This is a genomic window from Bradyrhizobium sp. McL0615 (assembly GCF_049993905.1).
Lineage (GTDB): Bacteria > Pseudomonadota > Alphaproteobacteria > Rhizobiales > Xanthobacteraceae > Bradyrhizobium.
This window is the reverse complement of sequence record NZ_CP188254.1, coordinates 7,599,046-7,615,385: the sequence shown is the minus strand read 5'-3', so window position 1 is coordinate 7,615,385 and position 16,340 is coordinate 7,599,046. Positions and strand designations below refer to the sequence as shown.

Below are 16,340 nucleotides of genomic sequence, written 5' to 3'. Positions count from 1 at the left end.
TGCCCATGAATTCCATTGTCCGCGCCGTGTCGATCGAAACCGAAGTGACGGCGAGCGATTTTCGCAGTGCCATGCGCCAATTGACGGGTGGTGTCAGCGTCATCACCGCCGGAAAGGGCAGGGACATTTCGGGCATGACGGTCACCTCGGTGTCCTCGCTGTCGGTCGAGCCGGCGTCCCTGATCGTCAGCCTCAATCGTGAATCGTCCTCGTGGCCGCTCGTGAAGCGTTATGGCTTCTTCGGCGTCAGCATCCTGACATCCGACCAGATCGATATTGCCGAGCGCTTCACAGGCAAGGGCGGGCTGAAGGGCGCCGACCGCTTTGCCGGCGCGCAGTGGACTACGCGTGCCTCCGGCGTGCCGCTGCTGGCAGACGCGCTGGCAGCGATCGACTGCGAGGTCGAGGACGTCATCGAGCGGCATTCGCATGCGATCGTCATCGGCCGCGTGCTGGACGTAGCGGTGTCCGCGCGCACCGCGGCGCTGGCCTATTGGCAGGGGCGCTATGTCGCCATCGATCAGGACGAGGATGCGGCGAAGCTTGCCGAGGTCAGCGTGCCGGTGCGGAAGACCGGCCGCAAGTTCTGACCGAGGCAGCCGTCCCGGGCCGGGGCTGGCTTTTCCCGGGTTGCCGATCTAAACCCGGCGAATGAAGCGTCTTGCAACCTGGATATTTTACGGCGTCGGCGCGCTCGCGATCGCCTACCTCGCGCTCTATGCCTATGCGGTTTTCACCGGGCGCGACCTGCAGCCCGGCGATCCCATTCGCATTTTTCGAAAGCCCGACGCGCCGAGCTATTCAGCTATCTCAACGTCATTGCGAGCCTAGCGAGGCAATCCATGGCGCCGCTCGGGACAAGATGGATTGCTTCGCTACGCCCGCAATGACGGCGGCAGGGTTCTAGCCAGCCGCGACAAAACGCTGATGCTCACCCGCGCCGGCAGGCGTGATCGGGATGCCGCCGTCGGCATATTCGTTCAGCTTGTTGCGTAGCGTGCGAATCGAGATGCCGAGGATATTGGCGGCATGGGTCCGGTTGCCGAGGCAGTGTTTCAGCGTCTCCAGGATCAGGTCACGCTCGACATCGGCGACGGTGCGGCCGACCAGCGCACGCGTCACCTGCTCGGCGGCAAAGGTGGCGTGCGCCACCGCGGGTGCGGTCTTGGCGAGGTCGAGGCGGTCGCCGTCGGGGGTCAGGATCGCCTCGGGACCGATCTCGTCGCCCTGCGCCATCAGCACCGAACGATGGATGGTGTTTTCCAGTTCGCGGACGTTGCCCTGCCAGCGGTTTGAGGTCAGCACCCGCCTCGCGTCAGCGGAGATCGGCCGCAACGCCACGCCGTTGGCGTCGGCATATTTCTTGGCAAAATGCTGCGCCAGCTCGAGGATGTCCGCCGGACGGTCGCGCAGCGGCGGGATCTTCAGGTTGACGACGTTGAGGCGGAACAGCAGGTCCTCGCGGAAGGTGCCTTCGCGCACGGCGTCCGCGAGGTTGCGGTTCGAGGTCGCGATGATGCGGATATCGACCGGCACCGGCTTGGTGCCGCCGACGCGGTCGATCACGCGTTCCTGGATCGCGCGCAGCAGCTTGGATTGCAGGCGAACGTCCATCTCGGAGATTTCGTCGAGCAGCAGCGTGCCACCGGTGGCCTCCTCGAATTTGCCGATACGGCGGGCCACGGCGCCGGTGAAGGCGCCCTTCTCGTGGCCGAACAGCTCTGACTCCAGCAGATGCTCGGGGATCGCGGCGCAATTGATCGAAATGAACGGCCGCTTGGCACGGCCCGAGCGGGAGTGGACATAGCGCGCCAGCACTTCCTTGCCGGTGCCGGATTCGCCGGTGATCATCACCGAGGCGTCCGAGCCCGCGATCTGCTGCGCCAGCTTGACGACCTTGCCCATGGCTTCGTCGCGATAGATCAGGTCGCGTGAATCGTTGGCGACGGCGGCGAGCACGGCCGCAATCAGTTCCGGATCCGGCGGCAGCGGGATGTATTCTTTGGCGCCGGCATGGATCGCGGCGACCGCCGCGCGGGCGTCGTTGGAAATGCCGCAGGCTACGATCGGCACGTGGATGTGCTCGGCTTCCAGCCGCATCACCAGGTCGCGGATGTCGAGGGCGACATCGACCAGCAGCAGGTCGGCACCCTTGCCGCCGCGCAGCACGGCCATCGCCTGTTCGACCGCCTCGGCGTGGGTTACCGAGGCGCCATTGTCCATCGCGATCTTGGTGGCGGTCGTAAGCTGGCCCTTCAATGTGCCAACGATGAGAAGCCGCATTTTTTATCTCCAGTTCGTCTGTTCGCGCCGTTTACGGCGCGTATCGCCAAAATTGTTAGCTGCGTTCCGCCTTGATGATTTCCGTCATGGTCACGCCGAGCTTGTCTTCCACCAGCACCACTTCGCCTCGCGCCACGAGGCGGTTGTTGACGTAGATGTCGATGGCTTCACCGACGCGGCGGTCCAGCTCCAGCACGGTGCCGGGGCCGAGCTTCAACAGTTCGCCGACGTCCATCTTGGAACGGCCGAGCACGGCCGAGACCTGCACCGGCACGTCGAACACGGCCTCGAGGTCGGCCGCGATGCGCGAGGCCTGTTCGTCCTCGTTGTAGGCGAGATCGTCGACCGGCGGGGCGTCCGCGGCGTTGAGGTCGGGTAGCGGTACCTGTGCGTCGGTGTCACTCATGGTTCAGTCCTCATGGCCTTTACGCTCCGGCCTGATCGCGGGACGCCAGATAGCGCCCCACGAGTTCGCTGATCTTTGCTTCGATGGTCGCGCGTTCCAGCACGACGCCGCCGTCGGCCCATTCGATCCGGCAGTCGCCGGTGACGATGCCGGGCTCCGCCAGGATCACCAGCCGGCCCTCGAAGCCGTTCTGGGCAGCCTGCCGTTCGATCTTGTCACGGGCGGCTTCGTAGAGCTGGTCGTTGATGCGGACGACGAGATGCGGGGTTGCAACCAGGTGGGAGAAGCAGTCGCTGACCAGCGCCATGATCTCGGCGAGCGGCTCGCGGGCGACCAGTTCGCTGCACAGCTTGCGCGCCACCGCGACCGCGACTTCGACGGCTTCGGTCTCCATCCTGGCCTCGATGCCGGAGAAGCGCGTGGCGATGCCGCGGATGGTGATGCCGATCTCTTCCAGCGCCAGCGCCGAGCGGCGGTCGCTCTCCACCTTCGCCTCGTGCTGGGCCGCCTCGTAACCGGCGCGGTAGGCGCGTGCCTCGGCCTCCGCGATCTTCTGCGCGATCTCGGCAGCCGTCGCCGCACGCTCGCGCGTCCTGTCGGGCGCTGCGAAGTCGGTGTCGAACAGGAATTTTGCGGGTGCGGCCATCAGTACACCAGCTCGTCGTCGGCGCGGCTCTTGGTCAGCGTGATTTCGCCCTTGGCGGCCATGTCTTTGGCGAGGTTGACGAGCAGCGCCTGCGCCTCGTCGACGTCGCGCAGCCGCACCGGTCCCATCGCGGCCATGTCGTCCATCAACATCTTGCCGGCGCGCGACGACATGTTGCCGAGGAAGAAGGCACGCACCTCCTCATTGGCGCTCTTCAGCGCGATGCCGAGCTTGGCCTTGTCGATATTACGCATCAGCGTCTGGGCCGAGCCGGAGTCGAGCTTGATGAGGTCGTCGAAGGTGAACATCAGCGCCTTGATGCGCTCGGCAGATTCGCGGTTTTCCTCTTCCAGCGAGGTGATGAAACGGGTCTCGGTCTGGCGGTCGAAGTTGTTGAAGATCTCGGCCATCACCTCGTGGGCGTCGCGGCGGCGGGTCTGCGACAAATTGGACATGAATTCGGTGCGCAGCGTCTGCTCGACGCGCTCGATGACTTCCTTTTGCACCGCTTCCATCTTCAGCATGCGGCCGACCACGTCGAGCGCGAGATCGTCGGGCAGGATCGCCAGCACGCGTGCGGCGTGCTCCGGCTTCAGCTTCGACAGCACTACCGCAATGGTCTGCGGGTATTCGTTCTTGAGGTAGTTGGCGAGCACCTCCTCCTGGACGTTGGAGAGCTTCTCCCACATGTTGCGGCCGGCGGGGCCGCGAATTTCGTCCATGATGCCGGTGACGCGGTCCCCGGGCAGGTATTGCTGCAACAGCCGCTCGGTCGCATCGAAGGTGCCCATCAGCGCGCCTGACGCGGACATCCGCGACACGAATTCGAGCAGCAGGTCTTCGACCACGTCGGCCTCGACGGTGCCGAGCGTCGACATATGGATCGACAATTCGCGCACCTCGTCGTCGGCAAGCAGTCCCCAGACCTTGCCGCCATATTGCTCGCCCAGCGCCAGCATCAGGATGGCGGCGCGCTTCGGGCCGCTCAGCGGCTTGCTCTTGGGCCGTGCGCTCTGACGGCTCGCCAGCGCCGAGATGACGGTGGTGATGTCGTTGGCATTGTTGGTTTGCGGTACGGCCATGTCAGGTCACTCGGCGGGTTCGCTGAGCCATTGGCGAACAATGGAAGCGGTCTCATTCGGATTTCGTTCCGCCAGTTCGCCGACGCGGTGTACGGCCTGTGCGTGGACCTGGCCCTGGACTTGGGCGACGTCGATCAGTTGGGCGGTGCCGCTGGTGCCGGCGATCAACGCCTGGCCGGGCCCGAGTTCGGCCGTGCCGTCGGTCAAGGCGAGCGCCGGTTCGGGCGGTGCGGGAACGACTTCGGCAGCCAGGATGCGCTTGACCAGCGGACGGATCACCATGAACAGAACCACGAGGCCGAGCAGCATCATGACGCCGAGTTCGATGACATACATGACGTCATCCTTGGTGAACTGCAGCATGCCGAGAAGGCCGGTCGGCTCCACGACCGCGGGCACGGCCGGCGCTTCGGCAAAGCGAAGATTGACGACCTCGACCTGGTCGCCGCGCTTCTGGTCGAAGCCGATCGCCGAGCGGACCAGGGTGGCGATGCGGTCGAGCTGTTCCTTGCTGCGGTCCTGATAGACCATCTCGCCTTTTTCGTTCTTGGAATAGGCGCCATCGACCAGCACTGCGACCGAGATCCGGTTGACCCGTCCGGCCTCGGTGACCTCGGTCTTGGTGGTGCGGGAAATCTCGTAATTGTTGGTCTCTTCGCTCTTCTTGCTCTGGTCGCGAGCGGTGGGCGTGGTGGTGTTGGTCTGGTTGCCGGGCAGTTCGTTGTTGACCGTCACCTGGCCGCTATTCTCCGCCGACACCGCGGATTCTTCGCGCGTCTGGCTGGAGCGCAGCACGCGGCCCTCGGGATCGAACTTGTCCGAGGTCTGGGTGACCTTGTTGTAGTCGAAATCGGCGGTGAGCTGGACGCGGGCCCGGCCCTGGCCGACGACCGAGGAGACGATCGCCTCGACCTCGTTGCGCATGCGCTTCTCGAACGCAGTGCGGCGCTCGTCGCCGACCGCGTTCTCGGAGTCCTTGCCAGAGCCGTCGGCCAGCAACCGGCCGGCCTCGTCGACGATCGATACCCGCTGCGGCTTCAGCCCGTTGACGGCGGAGGCGACGACATGGCGAATAGCGCGGATCTGCTGGGGTTCGAGGGTGCCGCGCACCCGCAGCACGATCGACGCCGACGGCTCCGGCGTTTCGCGCGAGAACAGCGGCCGCTCCGGCAGCACGAGATGCACTCGGGCCGCCTGGATGCGGTCGATGGCGCGGATGGTGCGGGCGAGTTCGCCCTCCAGTGCGCGCAAATGATTGATGTTCTGGACGAAGCTCGTGGTGCCGAGGGCGTCCGATTTGTCGAAAATCTCGTAACCGACGCCGCCGCCCTTGGGCAGATTGCTTTCGGCGAGCTTCATCCGCAACCGCGTAACCTTGTCCTTCGGCACCATGATGACGGCGCCTTCGTTGCGAAGCTCGAACGGAATCGCCTGGCGTTCCAGATCCTTGATGATGCCGGAGGAGTCTTCGGCGGAGAGGTCGGAGAACAGCGTGGTCATCTGTGGCGTCGTGACGCGCATGATGACAAAGGCGAAGAAGCCGAGCAGCGCGGTCGTCACCGCGACCATGGCCATCAACCGCGAGGCGCCCAGTCCTCTCAGGAAAGCAACGAGACTTTGCACCAACCGCCCCCAGGGATTCGGCCCCAGGGACCGACTGGGCAATTATTGCCTAGGGGATGGTTTCCATATGGTTAACAGCCGTTAAAGCCGCGACGAATAGTTCCGACATGAAAAAAACCGGCTTCGTAAAACGGAGCCGGTTTTCATCAAATCTTTCAGGTCGCGGGAGAGTTTACTGCCGATATTGCTGGATCCGGGTGGTCCGCAAGCCGGCCAGACCATGCTGATCGATGGAAAACTGCCAGGACAGGAATTCGTCGACCGTCAGCGTATAACGGCTGCAGGCTTCCTCGAGGGAGAGCAGGCCGCCGCGGACCGCTGCAACGACCTCGGCCTTGCGGCGGATCACCCACCGTTTGGTGCCTGGCGCGGGCAGGTCAGCAATTGTTAACGGGCTGCCGTCAGGCCCGATGACGTATTTTACCCTCGGGCGATGGGGTTCTGTCATGGCGTACTCACAAACTCTCAACCACTGAACTCACCATGACAACCTACGCCTGCCGGCTTAAAAATTGCCTAAGCCCGCAGCTTCAATACGAATCTCCTTGAAAATGATGGAAAATATGTCGGCCCCGGGTTCCCTGTGACGCCTTTGCGTACAACCAGGGATTGCCGGATCGGAAGTGGCGGATCAAACGATGCGAGGGGTGAGGGCTAGCTGGAGGCGGTAGAACGGACCACGCGCTTGATCTTGTCGGTGGTGTAGCTCTGGCCGCCGATCGACAGCAGCGGCGGGGAGGCGCTGAGATCGACTGAGTCGACGATGCCCTGGACCTCGGTGGAGATCGCCACGCTGTTGCCCGAACTATCCTTGCCGGTGGCGCTCATGGTGTAGGTGCCAGCTGGCCATTGGACACCGTCGTTACCCTTGCCGTCCCAGAGGAAGCTGGAATTGCCCTGTTTCAGCGCATATGACCCGGTAAAGGCGGTCTGGCCCGTCGAACTGGTGATCGTAATCGTCGCGGTGGTGTCTTTCTCGCTGGTAAAATTCCAGGTCGCAGATTTGTCGAACTGCGCCGTGCTGCCGTCGACGGCGACCGTGTTGCCGACATAGACCAGCGCCTGCGTCGCCTGGGCGCTCTTTTCGATGTCGATCAGCGACTTCAACTGATCGTTCGATTTGAGTTGCTGCTCGACGCCGGCAAACTGCACGAGCTGCTGGGTAAACTGGTTGGTGTCGAGAGGATCAAGCGGGTTCTGGTTCTGCAGCTGCGTGGTCAGCAGCGTCAGGAAGGTTTGGAAATTATCCGCAATTCCTGTCGTAGCCGTCGAGGACTTGCTGCTGTTGCTGCTAGAACTTGAGCTGGACGAGGGCGCCGACTTGATCGTCGTCGGCATGGTTGCATCGACTGCCATGGTGACCTCCGTTAAACTCTGATGTCGACGCCGCTGCTCGAACCGAGCATGCGGCCATAGCTGCGGCCGGCGACGACGGCCGGCACGGTGTCGTCCTCGCTGACAACAAGGCGATGGGCGTTGGGGTTGGACTGGTTGCCGTCGTTCTGTCCCTGCGAGGATTGGTCGCGCAGGCTGAACTGCAATCCGCTATTGCCCGTCGAGAGCCCGGCATTGTCGAGTGCGCGCTGCAACTGGTTGGCGTCCTGGCGCAGCATCGACAGCGTTTCCGGCCGCTCGACCGTCAGATGGGACGTCACTTGGCCGTGGCGATCGATATCGATGCGGACATCGATGCGGCCGAGTTCTGCCGGATCGAGCCGGATTTCGAAGCGGGTCTTACCGCTCTTGGCAGATGCGGCGATTTCCAGCGCGAGCCCGCTCACGGGCACCGCGGCGCCTGCGGTCGCGGTGAGCTGGCTAGCTGCAGCCGGCGTCGTCGTGGGAGCGGCCGCTTGCTGGGTCTGGATTGCGCCGGCGGCCTGCAGGCCGTTGCCGGACGAATTGACCGGCGTCTGGCTGACGTCGGGCGCAGCAAAATGCGCGTTGGCGTGGGGGGCCGACGGCGCCATGGAATTGCCTGACGCGTCGGCCTTCGCGGCGTCGGCGATGCCATTCTCGGATTTCGTCTTACCCGCGGCTTCGGTCGGCGACGTGGCAGTGGGCACGATGGTGTCCGCGGCGGGCGCCGTGGTGCCGGCCGCGTTCTGCGTCTCGACCGCCGTCGTGGCGCTTTTCCTGGCGAGATCGGGGTTCTTGAGCTGCACCGCGGGCTTGGTGGCGGGTGTCGCTGCGACCAACGAAGCGGCCTGAGCGATGCCGGTTGCGACCGATGGGTCAGCGGCTGCGCCGACGGCAGCCTGCGCGTTGGCCTTAGCGCCATCCACCTGCGCAGCGTTCGCGCCCGGGGTTGCGTTGGCCTCGGTGCCTTGAGCGGCGGGAGTGGCCGGCGCGGTCTCGGCGGTGAGGGCTGCGATCGCCGCGGCAGCAATGACAATCGGCGCGGTCGCCTTGTCGGTTGCGGATATCGCGGAAGCCGTCGCCGCCTGCGTTGTTGCGGCGGGGATGGCGACAGCAACGGCGTCGGCTGTCACTGCGGCCATTCCATCCTGTGTCGTCCCGGCCTGATCGGTTGAAGCATCGCCGGAAGATGCCTGCGTCGTCTCGTCAGACTTCGCATTATCGGATTTCGGCGCGTCGGACTTCGATTTGGCGCGTCGGGGCGTCGCGGCCTTGGTGTCGGTATCGACCTTGCTATCGGCTTCGTCGTCGCGGCGTGCCTTGGCTGCGGCGTCGTCGCGATCGTTCGAAGCGTTGCGCGCGGCCTTGTCCGCGGCTGCCTTGTCCGATGCGGCGGCGTTGTCGCGCGAGCGGTTGTCGATAGCTGTGTCGTCGTTACGGCGCATGGCGGGCGCTGGCGCGGAGTCCTGCGCACGGTCGTTGCGGCTCGCGGCTGTATTGCTGTCGACCAGCGCGGCGAAGCTGTCGTTGCCGGCAGGCGGCTCGGAATCCGGCCGCGCGGACCTTGCCGCCGCATTCTGAAACGATGCGTTTGCCGATACTTCTGACGTGACACTTACCACGGGCGACCCTCGCGCTGAGCTCTCGGTCTACCATTCAGCAAGGACCGGGCCAGCCGCTGCGGTAAAAATAGTCCAGTTTTTTCAACTACTTATAAAAAAGACACGTAGATCGCACCGCATGACCGCAACCCCCTTTTCTGCCCGGCGGCAAGATTTGCCGTCCTGGATACGCTCCAAAATAGGGATCGGCTGATTGCCTCGCGGGAATACGGCCTATATTAAAGAGCGGCGTCCGATCCGGCCCGGCAGGGCCGAATCATGTCCTAAGGCCTTATGATTAAAGGCATTTTATAACCCTGACCGCGAGCCGCATGGCGTGCTTGCGATTGAAGTCGATGACCCCTGGCATGCGAAACAGTCTGGACCTCGAAGGCCGTCCGCAGGACACGCGGATCGTGGTCGCCATGTCCGGCGGCGTCGATTCCTCGGTGACGGCTGCCTTGCTGAAGTCCGAAGGCTACGACGTGGTCGGGATCACGCTGCAGCTTTACGACCATGGCGCGGCCACCCATCGCAAGGGCGCCTGCTGCGCCGGCCGTGACATCCACGACGCCCGCAACGTCGCCGAACGGATCGGTATTCCGCATTACGTGCTCGATTATGAAAGCCGTTTCCGCGAATCCGTGATCGACAATTTTGCCGACAGCTATGCGCTCGGCGAAACGCCGGTGCCCTGCATCGAGTGCAACCGCTCGATCAAGTTTCGCGATCTGCTGGCGACTGCGCGCGAACTCGGCGCGAGTGCGCTCGCGACCGGACACTACATCGCTTCGCGCCGCCTCGCCGACGGATCGCGCGCGCTGGTGTGCGCTGCGGACGCCGATCGCGACCAGAGCTATTTCCTGTTCGCGACCACCCGCGAGCAGCTCGATTATCTGCGCTTTCCGCTCGGCGACATGACCAAGCCGCAGGCGCGCGAACTGGCGCGGCGCTTCGGCCTCGAAGTCGCCGACAAGCAGGACAGCCAGGACATCTGCTTCGTGCCGACCGGGCGCTACACCGATATCATCGGCCGTCTCAAGCCCGGCGCGATCGAGCCCGGCGATATCGTCGACCTCGAAGGCCGTACCATCGGCCGGCATCAGGGCATCGTTCATTTCACGGTCGGCCAGCGCAAGGGGCTCGGCATCGCCTCCGGTGCGCCGCTCTATGTCGTCAAGCTCGATGCGGCCAGCCGCCGCGTCGTGGTGGGGCCGCGCGAGGCGCTGCGGATGGATCGTATTCGCCTGCGTGACGTCAACTGGATCGGCGACGGGCTGCTGGATCGCGTGATCGGCGACGGCATCGAGATGTTCGTGCGCGTGCGCTCGACGCGACCGCCGCAGCCGGCCTGGTTGCGCGCGGTCGACGGCGGCTATGAGGTCGAACTCGTTGCCGGCGAAGAGGGCGTCTCGCCCGGCCAGGCCTGCGTGTTCTACGATGCGCCGGCGGGACAGGCGCGCGTGCTCGGCGGCGGATTCATCAAGAGCGCGACCGCAACGATTGCGGCGGCGAGGGGAGGGGCGCAGGAAAAGACTGCATCGCTCGCTGAGGTGATGCGCAGCTAGAGCATGATCCGGAAAAGTGGAAGCCGGTTTTTCGAAAAGATCATGCTCAAACAAAGAGATGAGATCATGATGCGATTTGATAAAATCGCGTCATGATCTGAAAAAAATCGGGGCAGAGGGAATGGCTGGGGACATCGACCGCGAGGGGGTCGAAAAGGCTTATGGGCGCTGGGCGCCGGTCTACGATCTGGTTTTCGGCAAGGTGTTCGATGAGGGCCGCCGATCGACCATTGCGGAAGCCGACAAGATCGGCGGACGCGTTCTCGACGTCGGTGTCGGAACCGGGCTGTCGCTTTCTGAATATTCGCGCAACACGAAACTATGCGGGGTCGACATTTCCGAGCCGATGCTGCGCCGCGCGCTCAAGCGCGTGCGGGAGTTCGGCCTGACCAATGTCGAAACGCTTGCGGTGATGGACGCCAAGAATCTTGCGTTCAAGGACTCATACTTCGATGCGGTGGTGGCGCAATATGTCATCACGGCGGTGCCCGATCCGGAACGCACGCTGGATGATTTCATCCGCGTGCTGAAACCGGGCGGCGAGCTCATTCTGGTCAATCATATCGGCGCGGAAAGCGGGCCCCGCCGCATCTTCGAATTGGCTTTCGCGCCGCTGGCGCGCAGGCTCGGCTGGCGGCCGGAATTCCCCTGGGAACGCCTCACCAACTGGGCCGCCAGACATGGCGGTGTCACTTTGACCGAGCGGCGGCCGATGCCGCCGATGGGGCATTTTTCGCTGATCCGATTTCGAAAATCGTGAAGCCCGGCGTTTTCCAAACAAAAAGCGACAATCTAATCGCGGAACCTCCGCGAGCGCAGGCCGTTTCCCTACATGCCTATGAAACGCGCTTTTCTGATCTCATGTGCAATGATGGTGATGGCTGACGTGGCGGGTGCGCAAGCCCCGCCGGGCCCAACCACGCCGCCCGCCAAGACGGCGCCACCCTCGCCTGAACGCGCGGCCAACTGCGCGCCCATGCAGCCGAAGCCGAATGCCGGCACGGCGGTTCCGGACGGGACCACCACCGGCCAGCGCGCCGAGCCGCTCGGCGACAAGCTGGCCCGCTCGGACGGCGTATTGTGCCCTCCCCCCGGCGTCGATCCCGAAATGCACGCACCAGCGCCGGACACCGGCAAGACGCCCGTGATTCCGCCACCCGGCAGTCCCGGCGGCGACCCGACAATCCGGCCGAAATAGCGCTATTTTGCAGATGCTTGGCCGAACCGCCGGCTTTGCTTGACAGGTCCGCGAGCCACTCCTTATATGCCGCGCGTTCGCGAATGCGGCATACTGTGCCGCGACGGTGAACCGTGGCGAGGTAGCTCAGCTGGTTAGAGCACGGGAATCATAATCCTGGGGTCGGGGGTTCGAGTCCCTCTCTCGCTACCATCTTTCCCCCCACTCCTCTGACCCGGTTCGGGTAAGCGGTGTCGCCCAGCAGGGCATTTAGCCGACCTGCTATTTCGACAGATACGCCGCCTGGGCGCTCTGGATCGCGGAACACGGTGACCGATTCGACCAAATCTCTGATTGCTTCGGCGGCCTCTCCATCGCCGGCTTTGGCACCTTTGGCTAACGCCTCCTCAAGACGTTCTAGTTGCTCCTCATATCGTTTGAGCATGGCTGGGTGCAGCGCGACATTTTTCGGCGCGGGCGGTTCATGCGTTAGCTGTTCAGAGATTCGAGTTCGCTCAGCGGCCAAAGCAGTTGATTGTGGGCCGAGAACGGCCGGATCGCCATGCCCTTTTGCGATCGCATTTACCAGTCGATCGATTTCCCGGGTCAATTGCCCTTGTTGCTGCTCAAGACGTTGCCTTTTTGCGTTTGATGCGGTTGCGAGGCGCTTACGCTCCTCAAGATACGTTCGTACGTACTCGGAAATAACCTTCGGCGCGCGCAATTCAGCCTTTAGCCCGCCGAGAACGGCGCCCTCGACAGTATGCAAGTAAAAAGTCTTGGGGTCGGAGCATGTGCCGCTTTCTGTCGCTGCCGAGCAGCGAATGCGGACCCGTCCCGATTTGTCTCGTCCCTTTGTTGCCATGCCAGAGCCGCATGAGCCGCAGCGAAGAAGGCCAGAAAGCATGCGGCGAGGTCGGCGTAGGTGACTGGGATGAATGCGATTGCGCTCTTCCTTGCGAGCCTTAGCTGCTGCAAACAGCTCTGGCGTGACGATTGTAAGATGTGGCACCTCGGCAATCTGCCAATCACTTTTCTGATTTGGTCGTGAGAGCCGCTTTCCAGTTTCGGGATCCTTGACCATCCGGACCTTGTTCCAGACAAGGCGCCCCACATAGAGCTCGTTCTGGAGAACGCCTGCTCCTCGCTCGCGGTTGCCGTTTATTGTTGAGGCGTTCCAGGCTCGTCCTCGAGGAGGGGCTATTTTGTCACTATTGAGATCATGCGCGATTTCGCGGGGAGTTCGACCATCCACATATTCTTGAAAGATGCGCCTGACCACCTGCGCCTCAGCCTCTACGATGACGCGCTCGCCGTTTTTACCGGGAGCGGGCGTGTATCCGTACGTTAGTCCTCCTGCGGACAAGCCTTGCTTGACGCGACCTGCCAGGCCCCGACGTACTTTATGAGCGTTGTCCTCGCGAAAGAGCTGTCCTACCAGGCCGCGAAGGCCGACCAGCACGGTGTTGACGACGCCTTCGTGAACCGCCCGAATTTCGATGCCAAGAAAAGACAGTCGCTTATGGATGCCCGCGAGATCTTCCATGTCGCGCGAAAGACGATCGAGGGCTTCGACTATAATGACGTCGAAACACTTCTCTCTTGCATCATCCAATAATTTCAGCAGGCCGTTGCGCCCCATCAACGACCCGCCGGAGCGGGCGCGATCATCATAGCTGCCGACTACATTTAACGCTTCCCGGTCCGCGTACGTTCGACAAAGCGAAATCTGATCCTCAATGGATCGCTCATTCTGAAGGTCCGTCGAGAACCGGGCATAGATCACCGCTCTCTTCTTTACCTCGTTGTTTGGCGAGTTCTCGTTCATGATCTTCCCTTGCAGTCAGACGGGCAAGTACGCGCGCAAGGCGCAGAATCGCCTCGTCCGGATCACTCTGCAAGGGTGATTTTCGACCAGCGTCCCGCACGATCGAACCTCGAGATTTGCGCACAATCTGCGAGCTGCAGGTCTCTGCGCCGCGCTGACACGAAATACAGCAATCATCATTCGATCAACGCCAAGCCAGGCAAGGCTGCCACATTGTGCGCCAAGGTCGGAATGCCTGCGTCATCTCGGTACGGCGGGCTGCTGTTAGGTCAAGCCGATCATATTTCTGTCATTGCGACTGCACGTTAAAATTGCTTGGAATGTTTTACAATCAATAAAGTGCCATGAATGATGATTTGGAAATCTGGAAAGCGGCTCCACGGTAGAAGGGCCGCAAAGCGTTTCCCGACGCTTCAGTACGAAGCTTGTGGGCCAACGTTCGCGGGGTGCTCGCGGATTAGCTCGCAGTAAGATGATCCATTGAGCGGTGCTTGACTCCCACGGCTCGGCGCGGTCCCCCTCCCTTTCAACGGGCTGGATGGGGACCGCGCTGCGGGGGTATAGGGGGGAGGGTAAATCCTCGGGCGCTATGGGAGCCACCCACCGATGTGGGCCTTCACGCGCAGCGCTGCAATTCGTAGCCCCATAGCAATTTTTTTCATTTTTAGAGCGAAAGTTATTTCAATAATGCCCCGACCTCGCGTCCCGCTTATCAAAGCGCAGACCACCGGACGAACGCTAAAGAATCCCAAGCGCTTCAAGAACCGCACCGAACCTACGGGCCTTGGGGCCTTAGGCCCGCCGCCTAAATTTCTTAGGACCGCGAGTCAGAAGGAAGCGTGGAATACATTCGCTAAGGAATTGCCCTGGCTCAACTACAGTCACAGGGCTTTGGTCAGTATCGCCAGTGACATTCGCGGACGCCAAATAGCTGGCGAAGACGTAGGAGTTAAAGCCCTCAACTTGCTTAGGATGATGCTCAATTCTATGGGCGCAACGCCATCTGACGCCAGCAAGGTGAAGATGCCCGACGAAGGTGACCCGGAAGACCCTGCCGCAAAATACTTCTAAACGGCCCGGGCCGGAATACTCCGCACCCGGGCCATAGCTATCAAGCTCTCATACTCAGCGAGACCCCATGCTTTGCCGCCATCACGCTGGTGGCGCCCGGCGATCGCTTTAGCTTCTTGGCGATCTTGTCAACGCCTTGCTTATCTTTGGCCATAGACTTCATTAATTTCAAATCGTCTTTCGACCACGCGCGCCTTACGGCCGTTCTCTTCTTCGCCACTCGTTTTACTCCAATTGTTTGGAGCGTCCCTTTAACACTCAATTATGGCGGTGCAAGACGGAATGACACCAAAACAGAAAGCTGGACTCAATTTTCATCACCAAGAAGCCGGAATAAAACACGGCGACTCAATTGCTCAAGCGATCGTTGATAAATTCTCTGACGGATTTTCCGATGATCAATGCACCGCACTCACGGCCCATATCAATCAATCACTACAGAGCGCGTTGGATACTATTCCAAAGCGCTTACGAGAGTCATTCAGCGCTGGATACTACATCGGAATACGGGACACCCTCGATGCGCATCGAGACGCACTCTTGAAGATTATAATTGGAAAGAAATAATATTGTCGGATCAAGTTGTACGGCGCTTAACTATCAGCGCCACTTCTACCGGCATTGACGAACAAACCGGCAAGCTGAATAAGCTTGCTGATGCGTCTAACAATGTCGCTCAAGTAACAGACACCAACGCGAAGCGAGCACTTTCGGCTAAGGACGCACTAGCCAAGCTTACAAACCAGATTGACGACACGGCCCGTGCTCAGGCGCAAATCGAAAAAGGAACAAGGACGCTCAACGCTGCCCTTGCGCAAGGCATCATCACTCAGGACCAATACAACAATAGCCTTGCCCTACTGAACGCAAAGTACGGCGAAGTAGAAGAGTCGTCCGGTAAGGCTGCGGATGGCCTAGTGATATTCAACTCAGAAGAAAAGGAAACTGAATACTCATCCTACTATGTCCAGTTTTATCCGAATGGAATTGTCGAAGCTGTAGATCGGGAGATCATGGCTAAGGCGCTTCATTCTAGCGTCATACCAGGAACAGCCGTCGAGCAAGCCGTCTTGTCTCTGACACTCGCAGTTTTGGATGTTTATCGCCTACTTGGCCTTAACGGGCGCGTTTGGCTTGCTGTATCGATCGTAGGTGAACTGGAATACAAGACTGTAAGTTATGACAAAGAGGTATCACGAGGGCCGGCGAAAATCGGCAAGCAACATCGGCTGATTTTGCCGCCCATCATTTTTGATATGGAAGAAGCAACTGGAGGCGTTGTGGTCAAGCTCAGCACTGTATTTGACGCATTGGCTCACGCCGGCGGCTGGGATGAATCACCAAACAAATACTTTGAGACGGTTAGTGCTGATGGAGCGATGCGAACTTAGCTTTGCCTTCTATGCCGTGGCTTCTCTTGCTGAATTTGCTGCCTCGGCTAAACGTGTTGATGTTGATGATCGCGAAGCGCGGATATGCGCCATTTCCCCTCCGTAGAAGCGAAGCTTCGTGACGCCAGCTACGCTGACTGACCGGAAGTCGAACCTTCCGACAGGGGAGGGAGGTTGCCCCCTGGTCGCCCAAGTGGTCAAGACTCTGATTGGCGCCACCGTAAGTTATTGAGTTTGCTGGCGCACGCACAAGGGATCGAACCTTGGACCTCTCCCGTGTGAAGGGAACGCTCTGCGGGGGCGGCCGG

At 61.5% G+C, this 16,340-nt stretch carries 17 protein-coding genes and 1 tRNA gene; 8 read left to right on the top strand and 10 right to left on the bottom strand.

Going from position 1 to position 16,340, the window contains the following annotated elements; translation table 11 throughout:
• Positions 1-5 precede the first annotated feature (5 nt).
• Positions 6-590 (top strand): flavin reductase family protein, encoded by a 585-nt coding sequence (locus ACPPVP_RS36590; RefSeq protein WP_426528400.1) that lies wholly within the window; start codon positions 6-8, stop codon positions 588-590.
• A 61-nt stretch (positions 591-651) separates the two neighbouring features.
• A complete protein-coding gene (locus ACPPVP_RS36585) occupies positions 652-831 on the top strand; it encodes a hypothetical protein (RefSeq protein WP_426528399.1) in 180 nt (59 codons plus the stop codon).
• 72 nt (positions 832-903) lie between these two features.
• On the opposite strand, the gene ACPPVP_RS36580 is transcribed toward ACPPVP_RS36585, so the two are convergent.
• The 8 genes from ACPPVP_RS36580 to ACPPVP_RS36545 form a co-directional block, all read right to left on the bottom strand.
• Positions 904-2,283, bottom strand: a complete 1,380-nt coding sequence (locus ACPPVP_RS36580; protein ID WP_426528398.1) for a sigma-54 interaction domain-containing protein — start codon at positions 2,281-2,283, stop codon at positions 904-906.
• Between the two features lie 55 nt (positions 2,284-2,338).
• A complete protein-coding gene (fliN, locus tag ACPPVP_RS36575; protein ID WP_065731301.1) occupies positions 2,339-2,689 on the bottom strand; it encodes a flagellar motor switch protein FliN in 351 nt (116 codons plus the stop codon).
• A gap of 19 nt (positions 2,690-2,708) precedes the next feature.
• Positions 2,709-3,335: a FliH/SctL family protein gene (locus ACPPVP_RS36570; protein ID WP_426528397.1), complete on the bottom strand. Its 627-nt coding sequence runs from the start codon at positions 3,333-3,335 to the stop codon at positions 2,709-2,711.
• On the bottom strand, positions 3,335-4,417 hold the full coding sequence (gene fliG, locus ACPPVP_RS36565; RefSeq protein WP_426528396.1) for a flagellar motor switch protein FliG: 1,083 nt from the start codon (positions 4,415-4,417) through the stop codon (positions 3,335-3,337). Before fliG ends, ACPPVP_RS36570 begins: the two co-directional genes overlap by 1 nt.
• A 6-nt stretch (positions 4,418-4,423) precedes the next feature.
• Positions 4,424-6,040 carry a flagellar basal-body MS-ring/collar protein FliF gene (gene fliF, locus ACPPVP_RS36560; protein ID WP_426528395.1) on the bottom strand — a complete coding sequence of 539 codons (1,617 nt, stop codon included), beginning with the start codon at positions 6,038-6,040 and terminating at the stop codon, positions 4,424-4,426.
• 172 nt (positions 6,041-6,212) lie between these two features.
• A complete protein-coding gene (locus tag ACPPVP_RS36555) occupies positions 6,213-6,488 on the bottom strand; it encodes a DUF1153 domain-containing protein (protein ID WP_002714638.1) in 276 nt (91 codons plus the stop codon).
• Positions 6,489-6,694: 206 nt separating this feature from the next.
• Positions 6,695-7,396 (bottom strand): flagellar hook assembly protein FlgD, encoded by a 702-nt coding sequence (locus ACPPVP_RS36550; protein WP_426528394.1) that lies wholly within the window; start codon positions 7,394-7,396, stop codon positions 6,695-6,697.
• Positions 7,397-7,407: 11 nt separating this feature from the next.
• Positions 7,408-9,018 carry a flagellar hook-length control protein FliK gene (locus ACPPVP_RS36545; protein WP_426528393.1) on the bottom strand — a complete coding sequence of 537 codons (1,611 nt, stop codon included), beginning with the start codon at positions 9,016-9,018 and terminating at the stop codon, positions 7,408-7,410.
• Positions 9,019-9,365: 347 nt separating this feature from the next.
• Here ACPPVP_RS36545 and mnmA point away from each other — a divergent pair, with 347 nt between their 5' ends.
• The 4 genes from mnmA (at position 9,366) to ACPPVP_RS36525 (ending at position 11,955) form a co-directional block, all read left to right on the top strand.
• On the top strand, positions 9,366-10,565 hold the full coding sequence (gene mnmA / locus ACPPVP_RS36540; protein WP_426528392.1) for a tRNA 2-thiouridine(34) synthase MnmA: 1,200 nt from the start codon (positions 9,366-9,368) through the stop codon (positions 10,563-10,565).
• Between the two features lie 121 nt (positions 10,566-10,686).
• Positions 10,687-11,325, top strand: a complete 639-nt coding sequence (locus ACPPVP_RS36535; protein ID WP_426528391.1) for a class I SAM-dependent methyltransferase — start codon at positions 10,687-10,689, stop codon at positions 11,323-11,325.
• 117 nt (positions 11,326-11,442) lie between these two features.
• A complete protein-coding gene (locus tag ACPPVP_RS36530; RefSeq protein ID WP_426528390.1) occupies positions 11,443-11,763 on the top strand; it encodes a hypothetical protein in 321 nt (106 codons plus the stop codon).
• A 115-nt stretch (positions 11,764-11,878) separates the two neighbouring features.
• Positions 11,879-11,955: transfer RNA gene (locus ACPPVP_RS36525), tRNA-Met, on the top strand.
• Here ACPPVP_RS36525 and ACPPVP_RS36520 read toward each other — a convergent pair.
• Positions 11,912-13,570, bottom strand: coding sequence for a recombinase family protein (locus tag ACPPVP_RS36520; RefSeq protein WP_426538243.1), 1,659 nt, complete (start codon positions 13,568-13,570; stop codon positions 11,912-11,914). The genes ACPPVP_RS36525 and ACPPVP_RS36520 overlap by 44 nt on opposite strands.
• 606 nt (positions 13,571-14,176) lie before the next feature.
• On the opposite strand from ACPPVP_RS36520, the gene ACPPVP_RS36515 reads away from it, so the two are divergent.
• On the top strand, positions 14,177-14,641 hold the full coding sequence (locus ACPPVP_RS36515) for a hypothetical protein (protein WP_426528389.1): 465 nt from the start codon (positions 14,177-14,179) through the stop codon (positions 14,639-14,641).
• A 40-nt stretch (positions 14,642-14,681) separates the two neighbouring features.
• Here the strand turns inward: ACPPVP_RS36515 and ACPPVP_RS36510 are convergent, their stop codons facing one another.
• Complete coding sequence (locus ACPPVP_RS36510; protein WP_426528388.1) at positions 14,682-14,861, bottom strand: hypothetical protein; 180 nt, start codon at positions 14,859-14,861, stop codon at positions 14,682-14,684.
• A gap of 349 nt (positions 14,862-15,210) precedes the next feature.
• Here ACPPVP_RS36510 and ACPPVP_RS36505 point away from each other — a divergent pair, with 349 nt between their 5' ends.
• Entirely contained in the window at positions 15,211-16,032 is an 822-nt protein-coding gene (locus ACPPVP_RS36505; protein ID WP_426528387.1) for a hypothetical protein, read from the top strand.
• Positions 16,033-16,340: the final 308 nt, after the last annotated feature.